Origin of the sequence: Kitasatospora sp. YST-16 (assembly GCF_026802215.1) — a bacterium.
GTDB lineage: Bacteria > Actinomycetota > Actinomycetes > Streptomycetales > Streptomycetaceae > Kitasatospora > Kitasatospora cineracea.
The window spans coordinates 4,308,946-4,331,763 of the sequence record NZ_CP113837.1 but is presented as its reverse complement, the minus strand read 5'-3'; the positions used below and the strand labels follow the sequence as shown (position 1 = coordinate 4,331,763).

The 22,818-nt window shown below is 73.3% G+C and carries 21 protein-coding genes and 1 pseudogene; 12 read left to right on the top strand and 10 right to left on the bottom strand.

Features of this window, described 5'->3' with window-relative positions:
* Nucleotides 1-82 precede the first annotated feature (82 nt).
* Genes OU787_RS19935 through OU787_RS19910 form a run of 6 tightly spaced genes read left to right on the top strand, consistent with a single transcriptional unit; the run spans nucleotide 83 to nucleotide 9,461 of the window.
* On the top strand, nucleotides 83-1,747 hold the full coding sequence (locus OU787_RS19935) for a thiamine pyrophosphate-binding protein (protein ID WP_268660197.1): 1,665 nt from the start codon (nucleotides 83-85) through the stop codon (nucleotides 1,745-1,747).
* Between the two features lie 53 nt (nucleotides 1,748-1,800).
* A complete protein-coding gene (locus OU787_RS19930) occupies nucleotides 1,801-2,337 on the top strand; it encodes a DJ-1/PfpI family protein (protein WP_030462640.1) in 537 nt (178 codons plus the stop codon).
* Nucleotides 2,338-2,380: 43 nt separating this feature from the next.
* Nucleotides 2,381-4,396 (top strand): alpha-1,4-glucan--maltose-1-phosphate maltosyltransferase, encoded by a 2,016-nt coding sequence (locus OU787_RS19925; protein WP_268660196.1) that lies wholly within the window; start codon nucleotides 2,381-2,383, stop codon nucleotides 4,394-4,396.
* Between the two features lies 1 nt (nucleotide 4,397).
* Nucleotides 4,398-5,858, top strand: coding sequence for a maltokinase N-terminal cap-like domain-containing protein (locus OU787_RS19920; RefSeq protein ID WP_268660195.1), 1,461 nt, complete (start codon nucleotides 4,398-4,400; stop codon nucleotides 5,856-5,858).
* Between the two features lie 35 nt (nucleotides 5,859-5,893).
* Nucleotides 5,894-8,116 (top strand): 1,4-alpha-glucan branching protein GlgB, encoded by a 2,223-nt coding sequence (gene glgB, locus OU787_RS19915; RefSeq protein ID WP_442788510.1) that lies wholly within the window; start codon nucleotides 5,894-5,896, stop codon nucleotides 8,114-8,116.
* Complete coding sequence (locus OU787_RS19910; RefSeq protein WP_268660194.1) at nucleotides 8,106-9,461, top strand: phosphomannomutase/phosphoglucomutase; 1,356 nt, start codon at nucleotides 8,106-8,108, stop codon at nucleotides 9,459-9,461. Before glgB ends, OU787_RS19910 begins: the two co-directional genes overlap by 11 nt.
* Before the next feature lie 81 nt (nucleotides 9,462-9,542).
* Here OU787_RS19910 and OU787_RS19905 read toward each other — a convergent pair whose 3' ends face one another.
* A complete protein-coding gene (locus tag OU787_RS19905) occupies nucleotides 9,543-10,898 on the bottom strand; it encodes a helix-turn-helix domain-containing protein (protein WP_232795123.1) in 1,356 nt (451 codons plus the stop codon).
* 229 nt (nucleotides 10,899-11,127) lie between these two features.
* Between OU787_RS19905 and OU787_RS19900 the strand changes: the two genes are divergently transcribed.
* Entirely contained in the window at nucleotides 11,128-11,283 is a 156-nt protein-coding gene (locus tag OU787_RS19900) for a hypothetical protein (protein ID WP_268660193.1), read from the top strand.
* 49 nt (nucleotides 11,284-11,332) lie between these two features.
* A complete protein-coding gene (gene glgA / locus OU787_RS19895; RefSeq protein ID WP_268660192.1) occupies nucleotides 11,333-12,523 on the top strand; it encodes a glycogen synthase in 1,191 nt (396 codons plus the stop codon).
* A gap of 23 nt (nucleotides 12,524-12,546) precedes the next feature.
* Here glgA and OU787_RS19890 read toward each other — a convergent pair whose 3' ends face one another.
* Nucleotides 12,547-13,806 (bottom strand): cation:proton antiporter, encoded by a 1,260-nt coding sequence (locus OU787_RS19890; protein ID WP_268660191.1) that lies wholly within the window; start codon nucleotides 13,804-13,806, stop codon nucleotides 12,547-12,549.
* Nucleotides 13,807-13,991: 185 nt separating this feature from the next.
* On the opposite strand from OU787_RS19890, the gene OU787_RS19885 reads away from it, so the two are divergent.
* Nucleotides 13,992-14,444 carry a DNA-binding protein gene (locus tag OU787_RS19885; RefSeq protein ID WP_268660190.1) on the top strand — a complete coding sequence of 151 codons (453 nt, stop codon included), beginning with the start codon at nucleotides 13,992-13,994 and terminating at the stop codon, nucleotides 14,442-14,444.
* 220 nt (nucleotides 14,445-14,664) lie between these two features.
* On the opposite strand, the gene OU787_RS19880 is transcribed toward OU787_RS19885, so the two are convergent.
* Together OU787_RS19880 and OU787_RS19875 are read right to left on the bottom strand one after the other, a co-directional pair.
* Complete coding sequence (locus OU787_RS19880; RefSeq protein ID WP_268660189.1) at nucleotides 14,665-16,032, bottom strand: NAD(P)/FAD-dependent oxidoreductase; 1,368 nt, start codon at nucleotides 16,030-16,032, stop codon at nucleotides 14,665-14,667.
* Between the two features lie 412 nt (nucleotides 16,033-16,444).
* Nucleotides 16,445-16,987: an NUDIX hydrolase gene (locus OU787_RS19875; RefSeq protein WP_268660188.1), complete on the bottom strand. Its 543-nt coding sequence runs from the start codon at nucleotides 16,985-16,987 to the stop codon at nucleotides 16,445-16,447.
* 168 nt (nucleotides 16,988-17,155) lie between these two features.
* Between OU787_RS19875 and OU787_RS19870 the strand changes: the two genes are divergently transcribed.
* Entirely contained in the window at nucleotides 17,156-17,686 is a 531-nt protein-coding gene (locus OU787_RS19870) for an NUDIX hydrolase (protein ID WP_268660187.1), read from the top strand.
* A gap of 121 nt (nucleotides 17,687-17,807) precedes the next feature.
* Here OU787_RS19870 and OU787_RS19865 read toward each other — a convergent pair whose 3' ends face one another.
* From OU787_RS19865 to OU787_RS19855, 3 genes are all read right to left on the bottom strand, one after another.
* Nucleotides 17,808-18,230: a DUF732 domain-containing protein gene (locus OU787_RS19865; protein ID WP_268660186.1), complete on the bottom strand. Its 423-nt coding sequence runs from the start codon at nucleotides 18,228-18,230 to the stop codon at nucleotides 17,808-17,810.
* A gap of 111 nt (nucleotides 18,231-18,341) precedes the next feature.
* Nucleotides 18,342-18,905 carry a class IV adenylate cyclase gene (gene cyaB, locus OU787_RS19860; RefSeq protein WP_268660185.1) on the bottom strand — a complete coding sequence of 188 codons (564 nt, stop codon included), beginning with the start codon at nucleotides 18,903-18,905 and terminating at the stop codon, nucleotides 18,342-18,344.
* Between the two features lie 11 nt (nucleotides 18,906-18,916).
* On the bottom strand, nucleotides 18,917-19,768 hold the full coding sequence (locus tag OU787_RS19855) for a helix-turn-helix domain-containing protein (RefSeq protein ID WP_268660184.1): 852 nt from the start codon (nucleotides 19,766-19,768) through the stop codon (nucleotides 18,917-18,919).
* 332 nt (nucleotides 19,769-20,100) lie between these two features.
* On the opposite strand from OU787_RS19855, the gene OU787_RS19850 reads away from it, so the two are divergent.
* A complete protein-coding gene (locus tag OU787_RS19850; protein ID WP_268660183.1) occupies nucleotides 20,101-20,301 on the top strand; it encodes a hypothetical protein in 201 nt (66 codons plus the stop codon).
* A complete protein-coding gene (locus OU787_RS19845; RefSeq protein WP_268660182.1) occupies nucleotides 20,288-20,644 on the top strand; it encodes a hypothetical protein in 357 nt (118 codons plus the stop codon). The genes OU787_RS19850 and OU787_RS19845 overlap by 14 nt, the downstream gene beginning before the upstream one ends.
* Before the next feature lie 51 nt (nucleotides 20,645-20,695).
* On the opposite strand, the gene OU787_RS19840 is transcribed toward OU787_RS19845, so the two are convergent.
* The 3 genes and pseudogenes from OU787_RS19840 to OU787_RS19830 all read right to left on the bottom strand — a co-directional run bounded on the left by OU787_RS19840 (nucleotide 20,696) and on the right by OU787_RS19830 (nucleotide 22,796).
* The gene (locus OU787_RS19840; RefSeq protein ID WP_268660181.1) at nucleotides 20,696-21,631 is read right to left on the bottom strand and encodes a Ppx/GppA phosphatase family protein; all 936 of its coding nucleotides are present in this window, start codon (nucleotides 21,629-21,631) and stop codon (nucleotides 20,696-20,698) included.
* 155 nt (nucleotides 21,632-21,786) lie between these two features.
* Nucleotides 21,787-22,314: pseudogene (locus OU787_RS19835) on the bottom strand (DUF501 domain-containing protein); the annotation flags it as partial.
* Nucleotides 22,315-22,355: 41 nt separating this feature from the next.
* Complete coding sequence (locus OU787_RS19830; RefSeq protein ID WP_232795124.1) at nucleotides 22,356-22,796, bottom strand: FtsB family cell division protein; 441 nt, start codon at nucleotides 22,794-22,796, stop codon at nucleotides 22,356-22,358.
* Nucleotides 22,797-22,818 lie beyond the last annotated feature (22 nt).

Genomic DNA, 22,818 nt, shown 5'->3' with positions numbered 1-22,818 from the left:
AGCGGGGCGGGCGCCCGCCCCGCTCCCCGCGGCCCCACTCCCCCCGCACCGGAAGACCCAGCGCACACGAGGAGGAACAGCCATGGCCAGCAGGCCCGCACGGGTGGCGATGCTCGAACAGTTCGAGGCCGACGGCGTCACCCACATGTTCGGCAACCCCGGCACGGTCGAGCAGGGGTTCCTGGACGAGCTCCGCAACTTCCCCGGCATCCAGTACGTGCTGGCCCTCCAGGAGGCCGCCGTGGTCGGCCTGGCCGACGGCTACGCCCGGGCCACCCGCCGCCCGGCCCTGCTCCAACTGCACTCCGGCGTCGGCCTCGGCAACGGCATCGGCATGCTGTACCAGGCCATGCGCGGCCACGCCCCGCTGGTCGTCCTGGTCGGCGAGGCCGGGCTGGCGTACGACGCCATGGAGGCCCAGATGGCCGCCGACCTGGTCGCCATGGGCGAGCCGGTCACCAAGTGGGCGACCCGGGTGGTCGACCCCCGCTCCACCCTGCGGGTGCTGCGCCGCGCCTTCAAGGTCGCCGCCACCCCGCCGTACGGCCCGGTGCTGGTGGTGCTGCCGGCCGACGTGCTGGACGCCGAGACCGACGAGCCGGTGGTGCCCACCTCCTACCTGGAGACCGCGGCCGTCCCCGCCCCGGAGACCGTCGAGCGCGCCGCCGACCTGCTGGCCGGCGCCGAGCGGCCGCTGGTGGTGGCCGGCGACGGCGTGCACTTCTCCGGCGCCCAGGCCGAACTGGCCCGCCTCGCCGAGGTGTGGGGCGCCGAGGTGTGGGGCGCGGACTGGTCCGAGGTCAACCTGCCCGCCGAACACCCGGCCTACCGCGGCCAGTTGGGCCACATGTTCGGCGCGTCGAGCCGCCGGGTCACCTCGGCCGCCGACGCGGTGCTGATCGCCGGCACCTACGCCCTGCCGGAGGTCTACCCGGCCCTGGACGGGGTGTTCGCCCCCGGCGCGCCGGTGGTCCACGTCGACCTGGACAGCGGCGCCATCGCCAAGAACTTCCCGGTCGACCTCGGCATCCTCGCCGACCCCCGCCAGTCGCTCGGCCGGATCGCCGACGCCCTCGACGCCCGGCTGACCCCCGATCAGCACCGCCGGGCCGCCGGCCGACTGCGCGACTGGGGCGCCGAGCAGGCCGCCGCCCGCGCCGAGGCCGACGAGCGCGACGAGCGCGAGGCCGCCGGCACGCTCACCGCCGCCGGCTTCGGCCGCGAGCTCGCCGCACGGCTCCCCGCCGACGCGATCCTCTTCGACGAGGCCCTGACCTGCTCGCCCGGCCTCTTCCGCCACCTGCCGCCGAACACCCCCGGGGAGTGGTTCCAGACCCGCGGCGGCTCGCTCGGCGTCGGCATCCCCGGCGCGCTCGGCGCCAAGCTCGCCCACCCGGAGCGGACCGTGGTCGGCTTCACCGGCGACGGCGGCTCGATGTACACCTTCCAGGCCCTGTGGACCGCCGCCCGCTACGGCATCGGCGCCGTCTTCGTCATCTGCAACAACGGCCGCTACAAGCTGCTCGACCAGAACATCGCCCAGTACTGGGACAGCCAGGACATCGAACCGCACGCCCTGCCCGACCTGTTCGACCTGACCCGCCCGGAGATCGACTTCGCCGCGCTCTCCCGCTCGCTGGGCGTCCCCGCCGTCCGGGTCGACAAGCCCGACCAGGCCGGCCCCGCGATCGCCGAGGCGCTGGCGAGCGGCGGACCGTTCCTGATCGACCTGGTGGTGGGCCGGTGAGCACCGCCGCCGAGCCCGGCGGCCGGCTGGCCGGCCGGAGGATCGCCGTGCTGATGGAGAGCGACTTCTACGAGCCCGAGATCCTCTACTACCAGCGCCGGTTCGCCGAGGAGGGCGCCACCGTCCACTTCCTCACCCGGCTGTGGGGCAACGACCGGCTGGTCTTCCGCGGCCACGAGCACGGCATGCCGTTCGAGGTCAGCGAGTCCTTCGAGGACGTCGACGAGTTCGGGCTGCGCCAGTACGCGGCGGTGATCGTCCCCTCCGGGATCGTCGCCGACCGGCTGCGCTACACCGAGGACGTCGACCGGCTGCCGCCCGCCGCGCTGTTCCTGCGCCGCGCCTTCGCCGACCCGGCGATCGTCAAGGGGATCATCTGCCACGGCATGTGGCTGGCCGCCCCGGTGCCCTCGGTGATCCGCGGCCGGCAGGCCGTCGTCCACAACAACCTGCTGGGCGACCTGCGGAACATGGGCGGCGTCTTCGTCGACCGGGACGTGGTGGTCGACGACGACCTGGTGACCGCCCGCACCGGCAACCACTGCCACCTGTTCGCCCGCACCATCATCGACCGGATCGGCCACCGCTGATCCCGCTCCCCCCGCGCGTCCCGCCACCGAGAGGAGTTCCGCCATGCCCGCCCGTACCGCCGTGTTGTCCCCCCGTGCCGCCTCAGCAGTCCGCCACCGGCCGGAGCCAGTCGGGCGGATCCCGGTGCTCGACGTCAGACCGGCCGTCGACGGCGGCCGCCGGCCCGCCAAGGCGGTCGAGGGCGAGACCTTCGAGGTGTCCGCCACCGTGTTCCGCGAGGGCCGGGAGGCGGTCGCCGCCAACGTGGTGCTGCGCGGTCCCGGCGGCCGCCGCGGGCCGTGGACGCCGATGCGCGAGCAGGCCCCCGGCACCGACCGATGGAGCGCCCGGGTCACCCCCGCCGTCCCCGGCCGCTGGACCTACACCGTGGAGGCCTGGAGCGACCCGGTCACCTGCTGGCGGCGCACCGCCGCGGTCAAGGTCCCGGCCGGCGTCGACGTCGAGGTCACCCTGGTCGAGGGCGCCGAACTGCTGGAGCGGGCCGCCGGGAACGTCCCGCAGGGCCGCGGCCGCGGCGTCCTGCGCGGCGCCGCCGCCGCGCTCCGCGACCCGGCCCGCTCCCCGCTGGAGCGGCTGCTGATCGCCCGCCGCCCCCGGGTCACCGCCGTCCTGGAGCGCTACCCGCTGCGCGAACTGGTCAGCAGCTCACCGGAGTTCGAGCTGGTGGTCAGCCGCAAGCGGGCGCTGTTCGGCTCCTGGTACGAGTTCTTCCCGCGCTCGGAGGGCGCGGTAGTGGACCCTTCCGGGGTCGCGCCGCCGGTGTCGGGCACCTTCCGCACCGCCGCCGAGCGGCTGCCCGCGGTGGCCGCGATGGGCTTCGACGTGGTCTACCTGCCGCCGGTCCACCCGATCGGCCGCTCCTACCGCAAGGGCCCGAACAACAGCCTGGCCGCGGGCCCGCACGACGTCGGCTCGCCGTGGGCGATCGGCGCGCCGGAGGGCGGGCACGACGCCGTCCACCCGGACCTGGGCACCATCGAGGACTTCGACCACTTCGTGGCCGAAGCCACCGCGCTGGGCCTGGAGGTCGCCCTCGACTTCGCCCTGCAGTGCTCGCCGGACCACCCCTGGGTGCGCGAGCACCCGGAGTGGTTCACCCACCGCCCGGACGGCACCATCGCCTTCGCCGAGAACCCGCCGAAGAAGTACCAGGACATCTACCCGGTCAACTTCGACCGGGACTTCGACGGGATCGTCCGCGAGACCCTGCGCGTCCTGCGGTTCTGGATGGGCCACGGGGTGCGGATCTTCCGGGTCGACAACCCGCACACCAAGCCGGTCAACTTCTGGGAGAAGGTCCTCGCGGACATCGCCCGCACCGACCCGGACGTGCTGTTCCTGGCCGAGGCGTTCACCCGGCCCGCGATGATGCACACCCTGGGCAAGATCGGCTTCCACCAGTCCTACACGTACTTCACCTGGCGCAACACCAAGGCCGAACTCACCGAGTACCTCACCGAGTTGACCGGCGAATCCGCCGCCTGGATGCGCCCCAACCTCTTCCCCACCACCCCCGACATCCTCCCCGAACAGCTCCAGACCGGCGGCCCCGCCGCGTTCGCCCTGCGCGCCGTCCTCGCCGCCACCCTCTCCCCCAGCTACGGCATCTACGCCGGCTACGAGCACTGCGAGGACCGGGCCGCCCACCCGGGCTCGGAGGAGTACCTCGACTCCGAGAAGTACCAGCTGCGCCCCCGCGACTGGACCCGCACCGACACCCTCGCCCCGCTGCTCACCGCGCTCAACCGGCTGCGCCGCCGCCACCCCGCCCTCCAGCAGCTGCGCGACCTGCACTTCCACCCCACCGACAACGACCGGATCCTCGCGTTCTCCAAGACCGCCCGCACCGAGGACGGCACCGAGGACCGGGTCGTCGCCGTGGTCAACCTCGACCCGCACCACGTCCAGGAGGCCACCGTCACCCTGGACCTGCCCGAGGACACCAAGGTCCGGGACGAGCTGACCGGCGAGCTCTACCTCTGGGGCCGGCGCAACTACGTCCGGCTCGACCCGGCCGTCGCCCCCGCCCACCTGCTCACCCTGCGTCAGGACGGCTGAGATGACCACCGCCGTCTGCGAGTCCTGCCTGGCCACCGAACCCGGTCCGGCCCTCCGGGGCGACGCGCTGCTCCGCCCGATGCTGCCCGCGCTGCTGCCCTGGCTGGTCACCCGCCGCTGGTTCACCCACGAGAGCGGCTGCCTGCAGGACCTCGTCCCGGTCACCGACACCGTGCTGGAACGGCCCGGCGGCGAAGCCGTCCTGGTGCACGCCCTGCTCACCGCCGTCCACACCTCCGGCGCCGCCCGCCGCTACCAGCTGCTGCTGGGGCTGCGCCCCCGGCTCGCCCCGCGCCTGAACGCGGCGGTGGTCGGGCAGGCGGTCGGCGGCCGCTGGGACGGCTGGTGGATCTACGAGGCCACCGACGACCCCGAGCTGATGTCCCTGCTGCTGGAGCGCACCCGGACCGCCCGCCCCGGCGAACCCCGCCTCACCCTGACCCGCCCCGGCTCCCTGCCCGACGGCCTCACCCCCCGCCCGCTGAAGGCCGAACAGACCAACAGCGCCGTGGTGTTCGGCAACCGGCTGATGCTCAAGCTGTTCCGCCAGCCGCAGCCCGGCCCGCACCCGGAGGCCGAGGTGCTCACCGCCCTCACCGCCGCCGGCAGCCGCAGCACCCCCGGCCTGCTCGGCCGCCTCACCGTCGACGACCACGTGCTCGGCGTGCTCCAGGAGTTCCTGCCCGCCGACGGCGACGGCTGGGAGCTGGCCGTCCGGCACGCCACCGACAGCCTGCGCGGCCGCGAGGGCGCCGCCGGCCTCGGCGGATTCGGCGCCGACGCCTACGCCATGGGCGAGTCCGTCGCCCGCACCCACCGCCTGCTCGCCGAGACCTTCCCCCGCCGCCACCTGACCGAGAAGCAGGTCTGCGGCATCGTCGGCCGGCTCGACGACCGGCTGCGCGACGCCGCCTGCCGGGTCCCCGAGATCGTCCCGCACACCGGGCGGATCACCGAGATCTACCGGGACTTCGCCCGCGCCGCCTGCCAGGGCCGCGGCCTCGACGGCCAGCGGATCCACGGCGACCTCCACCTCGGCCAGGTGCTGCGCACCCAGACCGGCTGGAAGGTCATCGACTTCGAGGGCGAACCCGGCGGCGCCGCCGACGACCAGGGCCGCCCGCAGCCCGTCCTGCGCGACGTCGCGGGCATGCTGCGCTCCTTCGAGTACGCCGCCGAGCACGCGCTCGCCGCCCTGCTCGCCGAGGACGCCGAACTCCTCGACCCCGCCGACCGGCTCCGCCACACCCGCCGCGCCCGGGCCTGGTCGCTGCGCGGCCGCCGCGCCTTCATCGCCGGCTACGCCGCCGGCGGCCCGGTCGACCCCTACTGCCACCCGGCGGTGCTGCGCGCCTTCGAGATCGACAAGGCCGTCTACGAGGCCGTGTACGAGACCCGCTACCGCCCCGACAAGCGGTTCATCCCGCTCAACGCGATCCAGCGGCTGGCCGCCGGCCGCTGAACCGCCCGCCCGAACCCCGAGAGGACGCCACTCCCGTGACCGTGCAGCTGACGGCCCCGCTCCTGCTCCCCGAGGCCCCGCCGCCGCCCGACGACGCCGAACGGCTGCTCGCCGGCGCCCACCACGACCCGCACGCCGTCCTCGGCGCGCACCCGGTCGGGGACGGCGTGGCCGTCCGGGCGCTGCGGCCCGGCGCGGAGAGCGTGGTGCTGGAGACCCCGCTCGGCGAGGTCGCCCTGGTGCCCGGCCCGGACGGCCTGTTCACCGCCCTGCTCCCGATCACCCAGCTGCCCGACTACCGGCTGCGGGTGACGTATCCGGGCGGTGAGCCGCTGGTGCAGGAGGACGGCTACCGGCTGGCCCCGACGATGGGCGAGCTGGACCTGCACCTGATCCGCGAGGGCCGCCACGAACAGCTGTGGACCGTCCTGGGCTCGCACCTGCGCACCGTGGACGGCGTGACCGGTACGGCGTTCGCGGTGTGGGCGCCGAACGCGGTCGGGGTGCGGGTGATCGGCTCGTTCAACCACTGGGACGGCACCGCGCACCCGATGCGCTCACTGGGCTCCTCGGGCGTCTGGGAGGTGTTCCTGCCCGACGTCGGCGAGGGCGACCGCTACAAGTACCAGATCCTCACCCGCCACGGACACCGCCTGGAGAAGGCCGACCCGCTGGCCCGCGCCACCCAGTGCCCCCCCGACACCGCCTCCGTCGTCACCACCTCCCGCTACGAGTGGCAGGACGCCGAGTGGATGGAGCAGCGCGCCCGTACCGTGCACCACCGCGCCCCGATGTCGGTCTACGAAATGCACCTCGCGTCCTGGCGCCCCGACCTGACCACCTACCGCCAGATCGCCGAGGCCCTCCCCCGCTACCTGACCGAACTCGGCTTCACCCACGTCGAGTTCATGCCCGTCATGGAGCACCCGTTCGGCGGATCCTGGGGCTACCAGGTCTCCGGCTTCTACGCCCCCACCGCCCGCCTCGGCACCCCCGACGACTTCCGTTTCCTGGTCGACACCCTCCACCAGGCAGGCATCGGCGTACTCGTCGACTGGGTGCCCGCGCACTTCCCCAAGGACGACTTCGCCCTGGCCCGCTTCGACGGCGAACCCCTCTACGAGCCCGCCGACCCGCTGCGCGCCGAACACCCGGACTGGGGGACGCTGGAGTTCGACTACGGCCGCACCGAGGTCCGCAACTTCCTGGTCGCCAACGCGGTGTACTGGTGCGAGGAGTTCCACGTCGACGGCCTGCGCGTCGACGCCGTCGCCTCGATGCTCTACCTCGACTACTCCCGCGAGAACGGCGCCTGGACCCCCAACCAGTACGGCGGCCGCGAGAACTGGGACGCCGCCTCCTTCCTCCAGGAGATGAACGCCACCGTCTACCGCCGCTGCCCCGGCATCCTGACCATCGCCGAGGAGTCCACCGCCTGGGAAGGCGTCACCCGCCCCACCGACACCGGCGGCCTGGGCTTCGGCCTGAAGTGGAACATGGGCTGGATGCACGACTCCCTGGCGTACATCGGCAAGGAACCCGTGCACCGCAAGTACCACCACAACGAGATGACCTTCTCGATGGTGTACGCCTACTCCGAGAACTACATCCTCCCCATCTCCCACGACGAGGTCGTCCACGGCAAACGAGCCCTGGTCTCCAAGATGCCCGGCGACTGGTGGCAGCAGCGCGCCGACCACCGCGCCTACCTGGGCTTCATGTGGGCCCACCCCGGCAAGCAACTCCTGTTCATGGGACAGGAGTTCGCCCAGGGCGCCGAATGGGACCACGAACACGGCCCGCAGTGGTGGGTGCTGGACGAGGGCTGGCCGGCGCACGGCGACCACCGCGGCCTCCAACGCCTGGTCGCCGACCTCAACCACACCTACCGCGCCACCCCGGCGCTGTGGGAGCAGGACACCGTCCCCGACGGCTTCCGCTGGCTGGACGGCGACGCCGCCGACGAGAACGTCATCGCGTTCGTGCGCCGTGCGGCGGACGGCAGCCCGCTGGTGGCCGTCAGCAACTTCTCGCCGGTCGTCCGGCACGGCCGGCGGGTCGGGCTGCCGCTGCCGGGCCGTTGGCGGACCGTGCTGGACACCGACGACGCCCGGTACGGCGGCAGCGACGCCGCCGCCGGGAACCGCCGGCCCGAGGCCGAACCCGTCCCGTGGCACGGCCAGGACCACAGCGCCCGGCTGACCCTTCCCCCGCTGGCCACCGTCTGGCTGACACCCGAGGAGCATCATGGAGCCTGAACTCGCCCGCCGCCTGGTCAAGGCCTACGACATCCGCGGCCTGGTGCCGCAGGAGCTGGACGAGGCCGCCGCGTACCGGATCGGCGCCGCCTTCACCGAGCTGACCGGGGCCGCCGAGATCGCGGTCGCCCACGACATGCGCGACTCCTCGCCCGCCCTGGCCGCGGCCTTCACCCGGGGCGTGCTGGAGCAGGGCGTGGACGTCCTGGACGCCGGCCTCGGCTCCACCGACTACCTGTACTTCGTGTCCGGGCGGCTCGGCGTGCCCGGTGCGATGTTCACGGCCAGCCACAACCCGGCGGCGTACAACGGGATCAAGCTGTGCCGGGCGGGGGCCGTGCCGATCGGCGAGGGCAGCGGCCTGGAGCGGATCCGGGCCGCGCTGGTCGACCCGGCGCCGGTCGCCGCCGATCCGCTCCCGGGGGTCCGGCGGGCCGAGAGCCTGCTCGACGAGTACGCCGCGCACCTGCGTTCGCTGGTCGACCTCTCGGGGCTGCGGCCGCTGAAGGTGGTGGTGGACGCGGGCAACGGCATGGCCGGGCTGACCGTGCCGCTGGTGCTGGACCACCCGCTGCTCGAAGTCGTCCCGATGTACTTCGAGCTCGACGGCAGCTTCCCGCACCACGAGGCCGACCCGATGAAGCCGGCCAACGTCGCGGACCTGAAGGCCCGGGTCCGGGCGGAGGGCGCCGACCTGGGGCTGGCCTTCGACGGGGACGCCGACCGCTGCTTCGCGGTCGACGAGCGCGGCGAGGCGGTGCCCGCCTCCTCGGTGGTCGCGCTGGTCGCCGCCCGGCTGCTGGCCGGCGAGCCCGGGGCCCGGGTGGTGCACAACCTGATCACCTCGCGGTCCGCGATCGAGGTGATCGAGGAGAACGGCGGCGTGCCGGTCCGCTCCCGGGTCGGGCACTCCTTCGTCAAGGCGCTGATGGCCGAGCACCGGGCGGTGTTCGGCGGCGAGCACTCCGGGCACTACTACTTCCGGGACTTCTGGTTCGCCGACACCGGCATGCTGGCCGCCCTGCACGTCCTGGCCGAACTGTCGGCCGCGGACCGGCCGTTGTCGAAGCTGGTCGCGGGCTTCACCCGGTACGCCACCGCGGCGGAGACCAACCTGGAGGTCGCCGACCCGGCCGCCGCGCTGGCCGCGGTGGAGCGCTCGCTCGGCGACAGCGCCGTCCTGGACCGGCTGGACGGCCTGACCGCCGCCTTCTCCGACGGCGCCTGGTTCAACCTGCGCGCCTCCAACACCGAGCCGGTGCTGCGGCTGAACGCCGAGGCCCCCGACGGCGGCCGCCTCGACGACCTCCGCGACCGGGTGCTGCGGATCGTCGCCGGCGCCTGAACCGGCGGTCCGGTCCCGGAGGCATCCGCGCCGGGACCGGACCGCCCGCGGACCCGCCGCACCCGGCGGGTCCGCGGGCGGCTACTGGCTGAGCTGCCGCGGCGAGGACGCCTCGGCCGTGCTGGGCAGCGCCCGCAGGCCGACGCTGGTCAGCGCCCGCTGGTAGGCGCTCATCGCCTCGTCCGGCCGGCCGAACCGCTGCCAGAGGTCGCCGGCCTGCCGCCAGACCTCGGCCGCGCCACGGTTGGCGGCGAGCTGGCCGAGCTGCCGCTCGACCGCGCGCAGCGTGGCCACGCCGCTGTCCGGGTCGCCGCCGAAGAACTGGGCCTCGGCCAGCAGCACCCGGGCCTTGGCGGCGTCGAACCGCGGCTCGGCCCGCAGCAGCCCGAGCGCCCGGTTGGCGTGCGCCGCCGCCTCGTCGAACCGCCGCAGCTGGATGTCCAGTTGGGCCAGGCTGGTCTCGCTCCAGGCCTGCTCGGTGGCGGTGCCGGCCTCCAGCAGCCCGAGCTGGGACTCGTCCAGCAGGGTGCGGGCCCGCTCCAGGTCGGGCGGCTCCGTCTCCAGGATGAGGCGCCCGTACACGCCCTTGAGCAGGGCCAGGTGCCGGACGTTGTCGGTCTCGGCCATCATCATCAGCGCCCGCTCGGTGAGGCCGAGCGCCTCGTCCACCCGCCCGCGCGACTTGGCGACCAGCGCGGCGTTCCAGTACACCGAGCCGCGGGCGACCCGCGAGCCGGTCTGCTCGGCGACCACCAGCAGCCGGGCCGCGACCAGGTTGGCCTGGCCCAGGTCGCCGCGCTCGCGGTAGCAGCCGATCAGGGTGGCGCCGAGCTGGATGTGGTCGTCGGTGACGTCCAGGCCGAGCGAGTCGAGCTTGCGCATCGCCCGCTCGCCCACCTCGACGCTCATGACGTGGTCGCCGGACTCCCGGTAGCAGCGGCACAGCGCCACCGCGAGCTGGGCCCACTGGGCCGAGCCGGCCACCATGACCGGGTCCTCGAAGAGCGTGGTGAGCAGTTGGATCGCGGCCTCCAGCCGGCCCAGCTTCTCGAACGCCAGCGCCTGGCCGAGCCGGGCCCGGTGGACCATCGCGTCGCTGAGCAGCGGCGCCGAGGCCAGCGCCTCGCTGAAGGACTGCAGCGCCTCACCGTTGGAGCCGTTGCGCAGCGCCATGTCGCCGAAGGCCACCTTGAGCTCGAGCTCCTTGATGGTGGCGTCGTCGTGCCCGGTGCGCAGGTACTCCACCGAGCAGCCGACCCGCTCGGCGAGGCTCTTCAGCACGGCCTCCGACGGGGCCCGCTTGCCGGTCTCGATCAGGGACACGTAACTGACCGAGATGTCCTCGGAGGCGAGGTCCTGCTGGTTGAGCCCGCGCTTGAGCCGGAGCTCGCGCAGGCGCTGACCGATTCCACCCGCCACGCTCTGAGTCTGGTCCACGTCGTCCACCTCCAGAGTGCCATTTGACTGCCATTTTTACAGGACGGCGAGCGGGCCGCCAAGGAGTTGTCGATGCCTTCGTTCTCGGCTGTTCTCGGACTGACCTGACGTTGTACCGGGTGTCGAGGCCTCCCCGGAGGCGGTCTATTGACAGCTTCTGTCAATCCGGATTGACTCTAGGTGTCAATTCTAAGCGGCCCACGGAGGGCCTGCCCAGGAAGGCACTGCCATGTCCAAGAGCCTGATCGCCCGCCTCGCCGCCGTGCTCGCCGCGACCGGCCTCGTCCTGGCCCTCGGCCCGCTCGGCGTCGGCCACCCCTCCGTCCCGGCCAAGGCCGTCCCCGCGGCCGCCGCCACCCCCGACGGGGACGGCGACTGCTGCTGACCCGCGCCCGGCCCCCGGAACCAGCGCACCAGCCCAGAAGGGATCCGCCATGCGCGTCTCCGTCCTGACCAGGGAGTACCCGCCCGAGGTGTACGGCGGTGCCGGCGTCCACGTCACCGAGCTGACCCGGGCGCTGCGCCGCCGCGTCGAGGTGGACGTCCACTGCTTCGGCGAGCCCCGCCACGAGGAGGGCACCCGCGCCCACGCCGTCCCCGAGGCGCTGCGCGGCGCCAACCCCGCGCTCGGCTTCCTCGGCGCCGGCCTCGGCGCCGCGGCCGCCTGCGCCGGCGCCGACCTGGTGCACAGCCACACCTGGTACGCCAACGGCGCCGGCCAGGTCGCCGGGGTGCTGCACGGCGTCCCGCACGTGATGACCGCGCACAGCCTGGAGCCGCTGCGGCCGTGGAAGGCCGAGCAGCTCGGCGGCGGCTACGCGCTCTCCTCCTGGCTGGAGCGCACCGCCGCGCTGTCCGCGGACGCCGTCATCGCGGTCTCCCGCGCGATGCGCGCGGACGTGCTGGCGGCCTACCCGGAGATCGCGCCCGAGCGGGTCCACGTGATCCACAACGGCATCGACGCCGACGCCTACCGGCCCGACCGCTCCCCCGCGGTGCTGGAGTGGTTCGGCCTCGACCCGGACCGGCCGATCGTGCTGTTCGTCGGCCGGGTCACCCGCCAGAAGGGCCTGCAGCACCTGCTCCGGGCGGCCTTCGAACTGCGCCCGGAGGCCCAGTTGGTGCTGTGCTGCGGGCAGCCGGACACCCCGGAGATCGCCGCCGAGGTGGACGCCCTGGTGGCCGGCCTGGTCCGGCGGCGCGACGGCGTGGTCCGGATCGACGGGATGCTCGACCCGCTGAGCCTGCGCCGGCTGCTCAGCTGCGCGGCGGTGTTCGTCTGCCCCTCGCTGTACGAGCCGATGGGCATCGTCAACCTGGAGGCGATGGCCTGCGGGACCGCCGTGGTGGCCACCGCGGTCGGCGGTATCCCCGAGGTGGTCGAGCACGGCCGCACCGGCCTGCTGGTGCCGTACGAGCCGCGGAACGACGCGACCGGGGAGCCGGCCGACCCGGCCGCCCTGGCCCGCGGCCTGGCCGCGGCCGTCAACGCGCTGCTGGAGTCCCCGGGGACGGCGGAGAAGTTCGGCCTGGCCGGGCGGGAGCGGGCGTTCCGGGAGTTCTCCTGGGACCGGGTCGCCGAGCGCACCCTCGACGTCTACGGCAAGGTGCTGGCCGCCCGCTGACCGCCGCCCGGCGGGGCCGGCGCTCAGCCCGCCGGGGCGGGCACCGGCTCCGCCGCGGCCCGCGGCCGCTCGCGCAGCAGCAGGAGCGCGGGCCCGGCCAGCACGGTGGCGGCGACCGCGACCAGCAGCAGCGCCGCGTACGGCCGGGGGCCGATCAGGCCGGCCTGCCGGCCGGCGGTGAGCAGGACGAGTTCGGTCAGCCCCTTGGTGTTCATCAGGACGCCGAGCCGCAGGCTGTCCCGCCAGGGCAGCCCGCCGCGCCGTCCGACCGCGGCGGCGGGCAGCACCTTGGCCGCGGTCGAGGCGGCGAGCACCGCCCCGGCCAGGGCGAGGAAGCCGGGGTCGGCCAGGTCGGCGCCGAGGTCGACCTGCTGGCCGGCGCCGAGGAAGAAGCAGGGCAGCAGCACGGTGGCCAGGGTGCCGAGCCCGGCGGCGGCGGTGGCGGGCAGTTCGCCGTGCGGGCCGCGGGCGGGCGGCCAGAGCAGGCCGAGCACCAGGCCGCCGAACAGCGTGTGCAGGCCGAGCCCGGAGGAGAGCGCGGCGGCCAGGCAGACCGCGCCGAGCAGCGGGGCGGCGCCGGGGCGGGTGCCGGGCGGGGTGCGGTCCGCGGTGCGGGCGCGGCGGCGGGCGAGCAGTCCGGCGCCCGCGACCCCGGCCAGGGCGAGGGCCAGGCGGCCGGCCGGCAGGGTGCCGGCCAGCCAGAGGGCGAGGGCGAGCAGCGCCCAGCAGGCGCCGTCGCCGACGGCCGCGGCGGCCAGGCCGAGCCGGCCCTCGGGGGTGTCGTCCAGGCCGCGGTCGTGCAGCAGCCGGGCCAGCACGGGCACGGCGGTGACGCCGAGCGCGGCGGCCAGGAAGACCGCGAAGGAGCCGGGTGAGCCGTGCGGTCCGACCCCGCCCGAGCGGACCAGCCAGGGGGCGAGCACCAGCCCGGTCGCGGCCGGCACCGACACCGACACCGCGGCCAGCGGCAGCGGCGAGCGGCCTCCGGCGTCCCGGCGGGTCCGGGTCTCCGCCGCGAGTCGCGCGCCGATCTCGAAGGCGTAGAGGGAGAGGGCGAGTTGGGCCAGGCCGTCGAGGACGGTCAGCGGCGCGCCGGTGAACAGCTGTCGGTGCAGGTCGGGCAGGACGCGTCCGAGCAGGGACGGTCCGAGCGCGATCCCGAGCGCGATCTCGCCGATCACCGCCGGCTGGCCGAACCGCCGGGCGAGCCGGGCGGCGCCGAGGCCGAGGGCCAGGACGGCGGCGAAGGCGAGGAGGAACCGGGTGGTGGGATCCAAGGACATCTGCAGCCCCCAATATTTACTTAAGAATTGACAGCCAGAAATCTAGGTTGTCACATCCGGGCCGTCGACGGGACGCCACCGACCGGGACGCACTGTGGAAAGTCGGCCGGGACACCCCCGCACTTGAACGGAATGTTCACAACGAATCCTTGACCACACCGCGTTCGCGGGCGCATCCTGGGGCCATGGCCGACACCACTCCCCGATCCCCGTCCCCCGCCGACCCGTTCGCGCCGCCCGACCCCGCCGCCGCGCGGGCCGGGCGGGTGTACGCCGCGCTGTTCCGGATCGCCGAGCGGCACGCCGCCGGGGACGGGCAGCGGCAGCGGCAGGTCAACCCGGCGGTGCTCGCCCCGCACGAGGCGGTGCGGCTGGTGGCGTTCCTGCTCAGCGGGGCGGCGCTGGCCGAGGAGGGCGAGCCGGAGGTCGACCGGGACGACATCACGGCCGCGCTGACCCTGCTGCCCCTGGTCCGGGCCGAACTCGACGAGCTGGAGGCCGGGTTGCTCACCATGGCCCGCGGCCGCGGGATGACCTGGCAGGACATCGCCTTCGGCCTCGGCCTGGGGACGCCGCAGGCGGCCCGCCAGCGGCACGAGCGGCTCACCGACCGGACGGCGCCCGACGGGGCGTCCTGACGGATCGCCGGGAGGCGTGCGGCGCCCCGGGAACGCCCGAAGGCCCCCACCCGGTGGAGGGTGGGGGCCTTCGGGACTGCTGTGCTGTACTCCGCCCGGTGGCGGGGCCGGCTGAGCACCACGGAGGTCGTGGTCCGGCGGCGCTGCCGGGCGGAGGGCCTCCGACTCGAACCCGACCTGTGTCGGGTCTGGTCGCTTCCTGCTTACTTGCTCGTCCTGCTTACTTGCTCGCGGCGAGTTCCTTCTCGGGCGCGGCCGCGGCAGCGGGCTTCGGCGCGGGGGCGGTCGCCTCCTGGAAGGCGTCGAAGGGCTTCTCCATCTCGGAGAGGCCGACCGTCTCGCGCTTGAGGAACATCGCCAGGGTCCAGTCGGTGAAGACCCGGACCTTGCGGTTCACGGTCGGGACCATCGCACCGTGGTAGCCGCGGTGGAACCACCAGGCCAGGCGGCCCTTCAGCTTGATCTTGCCGAAGAGGATCGCCACGCCCTTGTGCAGGCCGAGGCCGGCCACCGCGCCGAGGTTCTTGTGCTTGTACTCGGCCTGCGGGAAGCCGCGCATGCCCGCGATGACGTTGTCACCGAGGACGGCGGCCTGGCGCACCGCGTGCTGCGCGTTCGGCGGGCACCAGGCGCCCTCGCCCGAGGCGAGGTCGGGGACCTGGGCGTTGTCGCCGGCCGCCCACACGTAGTCGAAGCCCTGGACCTGGAGGGTCGCCGCGGTGTCCACGTGGCCGCGCGGGCCGAGCGGGAGGCCGAAGCGGTTGACGACCGGGTTGGGCTTGACGCCGGCGGTCCACACGATGGTGGAGGCGTCGAACTCCATGCCGTTCTTCAGCACCACGTGCTGGTCGACGCAGGAGTCCATCGAGGTCTCGATGTAGACCTCGATGTTGCGCTCCTCCAGGCGGCCCTTGGTCCACAGACCGAGGTCGGGGCCCATCTCGGGGAGGATGCGGTTGGCCGCCTCCACCACCACGAAGCGCATGTCGTCACGGCTGACGGTCTTGTAGATCTTGGCGGCGTCGCGCGCCATGTCCTCGATCTCGGCGACGGTCTCGATGCCGGCGAAGCCACCGCCGATGACCACGAAGGTCAGGGCCTTGCGCCGGACGTCCTCGTCCGTGGTGGACTCGGCCTTGTCGAGCTGCGCCATGACGTGGTTGCGGAGGCTGATCGCCTCCTCGACCGTCTTCATGCCGATGCCGTGCTCCGCCAGACCCGGGATCGGGAAGGTGCGGGACACCGAGCCGGTCGCCACGACCAGGTACTCGAAGGGCAGTTCGTAGGAGTCGCCGGCCGCGGGCTGGATGGTGGCGACCTTGCGGGCGTGGTCCACCTCGGTCACGTGACCGGTGAGCACCTCCGCCTTCTTCAGGGCGCTGCGCAGCGGTGCGACGAGGTTGCGGGGCGCGACGTTGCCGCCGGCCGCCTCGGGAAGGAAGGGCAGGTACGTCATGTACGACCGCGGGTCGACGACCGTGACGGTCGCTTCGCCGTAGCGCATCTTTTTGAGGATGCGCATCGCGGCATACAGGCCGACGTAACCACCGCCGACAATGAGGATGCGAGGACGCTCCGTGGTGCTCATATCCGAAAGTATCCACCCCCGCCTGACGGGCCGTTCGTGAGGCCCGTCACAAGCTCCTGGACACCTGGTGCTACACTACGCGCCCGCACTTCGCCCCCCGGAGGCCCGTTCCGGGCCCGCCGACCGCCCTCCGCGACCGGGACGGCACTCAGTGCCGCGCTGAGCAGCAACGATCCCGGTGCCGCACGGGTTCCCGAGCGGGGTTTCGATTTCTCCGGGATGAACGCCAGGTTGCCTGCGATCCCATGAACAACCCGCCAGCGGCACCTTCGGTCCCACATTTCGGACGGAGCGGACACCCAGGTGGGTCGAAAGGCTGGATTGCCATGTGAAGAAATTCACGAAGGTTCTTCGGCCGACACGCCGCAAGCCCCCCGAAGGGCCCCGGGAGGCGGTTTCGAGCGTCCGGGACCTACCGGCGGGCGGACCGATAGGGGCCGAGGTAATAGGACAGCGCGGCGTGCGACGGCCCGTCCGAAACCCGGCCGGACGTCAGCAGCTCGACCACGTCCGCCTCGGAGTGCCACTCGACCCGGGCCGCCTCCGAGACGTCCTCCGGCTCGCCGATCCGCACGCACCCGGTGACGTGGTAGCTCCGAAAGTGCGCGTCCGAGATCCCGGCCATGGCGTCGTACTCGGTCATCAACTCGACCCGGCCCGGCCGCCAGCCGGTCTCCTCCTCGACCTCCCTGGCGATCGCGCGTGCCGGCTCCTCTCCGGGCTCGGCCCACCCGGCCGGCACCTCCCAGCCCCATCGGCCGGTGATGAACCGGTGCCGCCAGATCAGCAGGACCCGGCCCTGATCGTCGGTGACGACGGAGGTGGTCGAGGCCCGCGGGTAGCGGACGACGTGGTGCTCGACCCGGCCGGTGCCGGGGATGTCGACATCGTCCAGCCAGACTTCCACCCAGGGACTGCCGTAGACCTGCCGACGTCCGAACGTCCGCCACTCCACGGTCGGCCTCCTGTCACACGGACCAGTTGCGTCCCCGACTCTCTCACGCGCTCCATCGGCATCTGCACAGGGCGTTCTCCTCGCCGCGGGCCGAGCCGACCGCTGGAACGCCTTCACGCGGAGCATGATGGGCTGGACGCGCAACAGCCCCGTGGGATGATCACCGCCATGAGCGAGTGGACCGTGCACGGCAGTCGCACCATCTACACCAGCCACTGGGTCAAGCTCGACCTCGTCGACATCGAACCCCCCGGTCACGCCCGATACGAGCACCACCTCGTGAGGTTCGCCCCGGTCGCCGCCGTCGTGGTCCTCAACGGCCGCGACGAGGTGTTGATGATGTGGCGCCACCGATTCGCCACCGACACCTGGAACTGGGAGATCCCCTCGGGCATCGTCGAGGCCGGGGAGACTCCGGAGCAAGCCGCGATCCGGGAGGTGGAGGAGGAGACCGGCTGGCGCGTCGCCGCGGTCGAGCCTCTCGCCTACAACCAGCCCATCGGCGGGATGTCGAACGCCGAGCACCACACTTTCCTGGCCCGCGGCGCCGAGTACATCGCACCGCCCGTCGACACCCACGAGGCCGACCGGATCGAGTGGATCGCCCTCGACCACATCCAGGGCATGATCGACCGCCGGGAGATCGTGGCCGGTGTCGCCGTGGTCGGGCTCCTGCAGCTTCTCGCCCGCCGCCCTTAGCCTGCGGACTCCGGCCCGGCAGACGGTCGGAGCAGCTTGCGCAGTTCGGCGACGGCCACGCTCCGGCCGGCCCCGGCCGGAACCCCGCCAGCACCTCGCGGATCGTCGCTCTCCGGGCGGGTCAGAACGTGGGGCAGATGTTCTCGTGCACGACCTGGACGATCTTCGCGGCCTTCTCCGGGCCGAAGCCCTGCGGGTGGTCCGGGCTCGTGAACCGCGCGATGGCGAGCTTGACCAGCTCGTCCTGGGCCTTGCCCTGGCCGATCGACGAACACTCGTCCCGGCCGCGGCTGACGGCGGTTTCCGCCTTGCCGTGCACGATGTCCTTGTCGATGGCATCGAGGGCCGCGATGTACTTCGTGACCGTGGCCTGGTCCGGCTTCGGCGGCAGGCCACCGGCACCGGCACCGGCCGGGGCGGCCGTCGACTGCTGCGGGCTGGCGGCCGCGGATGACGGCGCCGACGTGGTGCCGGTAGTGCTCGAGGAGCTGCACGCGGTAGCGGCGGCGAGCAGCAGGACGGCAGCAGCAGTGCGGACCCGCATCACAGATCTCCCAAGGACAGGCAAAGGAACACCTGGACGGTAGTCGGGTGTGGCGGCCCTTTGCCTGCGGTGTAGCGGAGTTGTGACATCAGCCGCCAGACCCCGGGGCTGCTACGGCCGGGCGGCCGCGACGGCGTCGGTGTACAGCTCGGTGGTGAAGTCGTCTTCGGTGATGCCGAGCTCGCCCAGCACGCCGCGCACCACCGCGAGCGCGGCCGGCAGCTCGGCCTCGTCCGCCGCGGCCGTCTCGACCTCGAGGAAGGTGCCGTCGATCTCGGGCACCCGAACGAGCGTGGCGAGCACTTGGCGACCGTCCTGCTCGAACTCGTAGTTGCGGCACCGCTTCTCGAACGCGATCCGAGGTACGTAGCCGAGCCCGCGGAAGATGGCGTGTCCGGCGTCCGGGTCGTCAAGGCGGGTCTCGAACTCCGGCTTCGACCCGGATTCCTCGTCCACGCGAGCGCCCTTGTAGGTGAGCACGGTGCGGGTCGAGTCGGGGCCGTGAACGGTGCGGATCCGCAGTTCGCGGTCGGCATCCATCAGGCCGCCGGTGGGGTCGTCGTAGTAGGTGTCGTGGTACACCTCGACCCGGCCGGGGCCGGTCGTTTTCTCCAGCGCAGCCAGCACGCTCTCGGGGTCGCGTACGTGGGCCTTCAGCTCGGCTTCGATGGCCACCTGGTCCTCCGTCAGATGATGCGGATGCTGTCCTCGGCCATCGCATCAAACAACCTGCGGAACCCCGCCCACAAGGGGCCGCTCGGAGTGCGGACCAGCTTGTACGTGGCAGATTCGTGCCCCTCCCACCCGGCATCGAACGCCCCGACGTACAGCACTGTCCCGATCCTGATGACCCGCCAGACTGGCAAGGTGCGGTATCGGTAGACCTCGACCCCACCGCCGGCCGCCAGCTCGCGCAACCGGGCCTCGGCCAGCCGGATGCCGCCCGCAAGGGACTCGGCGGACTCGCCGATCTCGGCGGCCCGGTGCGCAACGGCCGGGGAGCCCGGGTCGAGCAGGAGTACGCGGAGACGGGGCGGGACGTCGCCGTCGCGGTCGAGGTGGGGCCGCAACAGCGAGGAGTTCAGCCCGAGCAGGCCGAGGCCGCGGACGGCCAGGACGTCGATCTCGCCAGCGGATCGGGCAGCGCGCTGGATCTCGGCGGCCGCGGCGTCCTGGGAGTCGTACACACGGACGATCTCCGGCCACGCAGCCAGGTCGAAGGCGACGCCGCCGAGTGCCCGGCGCTTCGCGGCGAGGCCGAGAACCTGCCGGGCCGCATCCGGCATGGACAGGCCGTCGGCGATCCGCTCGAACACGTCGAGCCTGCTGACTTCGCGGCGGCCGTTGATGATCTCGTTGACCCGGGACTGGGTCACGCCGATCGCCATGGACAGCCTGGTCTGGCTGGCTCCGGTGTGGTGCTGCACCCAGCGCAGCACGGTGCCCATCTGCCGATCGCGGAGCGCCTGGCGAACATCGGAGTGCTGCCAGGCGGCCTCGGGCAGGGAGAGCGGCATCAAAGCGGGCGGGCTGCCCATGTCGGACCTCCTGCGAGGGATCTCACTGTGAGATTACCGAGGTGGTATCGCTCTCCGTGGCAATACGGCCGATTCTGATGATGAGGCAGATCAGTGGCCATTCCTTGGCTCTCAATGCCTGCTCGCATTCGCATACGACAGGGGAGCACCATGGCCAAGAAGAGGTGTGCCGAGCGGCCTGCAGCCCGTAGCGCTGATGCGTACCGGCGGTGCCGCACTTGCTCCCGTTGCACGACCGGCGTCGGGCGCGACCACGACCCTGGCGCCAGCGACTGCTGGACCGACTACCTCGACCGAGCCACGCTCGCTCTTCGCGCTGCCCGGTGGACGGCATGAGCGACCAGCAGCACCTGTACCGAGTCGAGATGCTGGACCGGGCGCCGGACGGAGCTCCGCTGTGGGGTGTACGGCGCCCGGACGGCAGTTGGTGCCGGTCGATGGCCAAGCCGGCGTGGTACATCGGGCGTCGCACTGCCGAGCACGACGCCGCCGACCTCAACCGTTACCACGGGTTGACCAGTGACGGCAGCTGAGGACAACCCGCCCGGCGGCAGTGCAGCACTGACGTACGGCGAAGTCGTCTTCGGCCACGCTGACGTACTCGGGACCCTCCTAGGTTCAGAGATCGCGATCAGGCAACTCGGGTGCGGCTGCTACTGGCTGCACGCCCCCGTCCCCGACCCGGCCTCGTACGAGGCCGTGGAAGCCGCGGCGCACCTCAACCGGATACCGGTGCCCTACCTCGCCCACCGCGGGGCGAACGGAAGCTACCTGCGGGCAGCGATCCACCGATCTACTTGTCCGGACCCGGTCGACCCGTTCCCCGACGGCCTCGCCGACCGCAGGCAACCCTTGCCCGGCGTCCCACTGCTCTGACGCTCCCCAGGCGGGAAGGGCCCAGAAGACCCTCCCGCCCGGGGTGCCGGGTCAGGCGATGGACCAGGCGATCCCGTCGAGGATGTCGTGCTCGGAGACCAGCAGTTCGGCGGCCCCGGTGCGCTCCATGATCTCCAGCAGCACCAGCGCGCCCGCCGCGATCACGTCCACCCGGCCGGGGTGCATGACCGGGACGGCGGCCCGCTCGGCGTGCGAGGAGTGCAGCAGCCACTGGGCGGTCTCCCGGACCTGCGCGACGTCCAGCACCGCGTGGTGGATCCGCTCGGAGTCGTACCCGGGCAGTTCGAGGGCGATCCCGGCCACCGTGGTGACGGTGCCGGCCAGGCCGACCAGGGTGGCGCCGGAGTCCAGCGGGACGGTCTGCGCGACGGTGTCCAGCGCGGCCCGGATGTCGGCCCGGGCGGCCGCGATCTGCGCCTCGGTGGGCTGCCCGCCCGCGAAGTGGCGCTCCGTCATCCGCACGCAGCCGATGTCCATCGAGTACCCGGCCCGCACGTCCCGCTCGCCGAGCACGAACTCGGTGGAGCCGCCGCCCAGGTCGAACACCAGGTAGGGCGGGCGGTGCGGGCCGCCGAGCAGTTCCCGGGTGGCGCCGGTGAAGGAGAGCCGGGCCTCCTCGTCGCCGCTGACCACGCTCGGCGTGACGCCCAGGATCTCCTTGACCCCGGCGGTGAACTCGGCGGCGTTCTCGGCGTCCCGGGACGCGGAGGTGGCGACCATCCGGATCCGGTCCGGGGCGACCCCGTGCGCGTCGATGACCTCGGCGTACTCGCGGCAGGCCGCGAAGGTGCGGGCCAGCGCCTCGGGGTGCAGCCGGCCGGTGCGGTCGACGTCCTGGCCGAGCCGGACGATCAGCATCCGCCGGTCCAGGTCGGCGATCTCCCCGGTGGCGGGGTCGAGGTCGGCGATCAGCAGGCGGATCGAGTTGGTGCCGCAGTCGATCGCGGCGACCCGGGTCGGGCTCACGACTCGTCCTCCTGTTCGGCCCGTTCGGCCTGTCCGGCCTCGGCGGCGGCCTTGCGGGCCGCCCGCTCGGCACTCAGTGCCTCCTTGGCGGCGATCACCGCGTCGTGGTCCTGCGCCGCGGCCTTGGCCCGGTTGCGGGCGACCCGGGCGCCGGCCGCCTCGACCTCGGCGTCGCTGACGCACGGGCCCTTGGCCCACCACTGCTCCAGCATCCCGATCGCCTCGTCGCCGAGCGGGTTGACGCCCTCCCCGGCGGCCAGCGAGTGGCCGACCAGCACGTGCAGGCACTTGACCCGGTCGGGCATGCCGCCGGCGCTGGGGAAGCCCTCCAGCACCTCGATGGCGTCCCGGCGGGCGATGTAGTCCTCGTGCGCCCGCCGGTAGGCGGCGGCGAGCTCCGGGTCCTCGGCGAGCCGGGCGGTCTGCTCCTTCATCACGCCGTCCGCCTCCAGGGTGCCGATCAGCGAGGCGGCCTTGGGGCAGGTCAGGTAGTAGAGCGTCGGGAACGGCGTGCCGTCGGGCAGCCGGGGCGCGGTCTCCACCACGTCCGGGTTGCCGCACGGGCAGCGGTGGGCGACGCCGCGCAGCCCGCGCGGGACCCGGCCGAGCTGGGCGGCGATGGCGGCGACGTCGCGCTCGGACACCTCGGGGGCGTCGGACGCGGGAGGGTTCTGGTTGCTCATCAGGTCAGGAGTCTGTTCGTCCGGGGGTGGGTGAGGGGTCGTCAGGGGGCCGGCTGCGGCGCGGGCGCCGCGGCGTCGGCGGCGTCCACCGAGTCCCAGAGGGCGGCGTACCAGGGCTTGGCGGCCTTCGGCGGGCCGGCCGCGGCGTCCGCCGAGGAGGGCTTGGCACCGGGCGCGGGCGGCGGGGAGACCGAGACGAACGGGGTCTCGCCGGGCAGCGCGTAGTGCAGCCGCTCGCGGGCCTGCGCCTTGACGTACTCCGGGTCCTGCCAGCGGGCCTTCTCCCGGCGCAGCTCGTCGACCTGCTGGCGGGCGTGCTCGGCCTTGGCCCGCTGGTCGGCGATCTCGCCGCGCTGGGCGATGTACTGCCGGGCGGGGTAGGCGAGTATCGCCACCAGCGAGCACAGCACGAGGACCAGCACGGTGGCCCGGCTGGTGAAGCGCGGTCGCGCCGCCAACCCGGGAATCCTCCACTTGGCCATCTGCTCGCCCCTCCTGCGCATG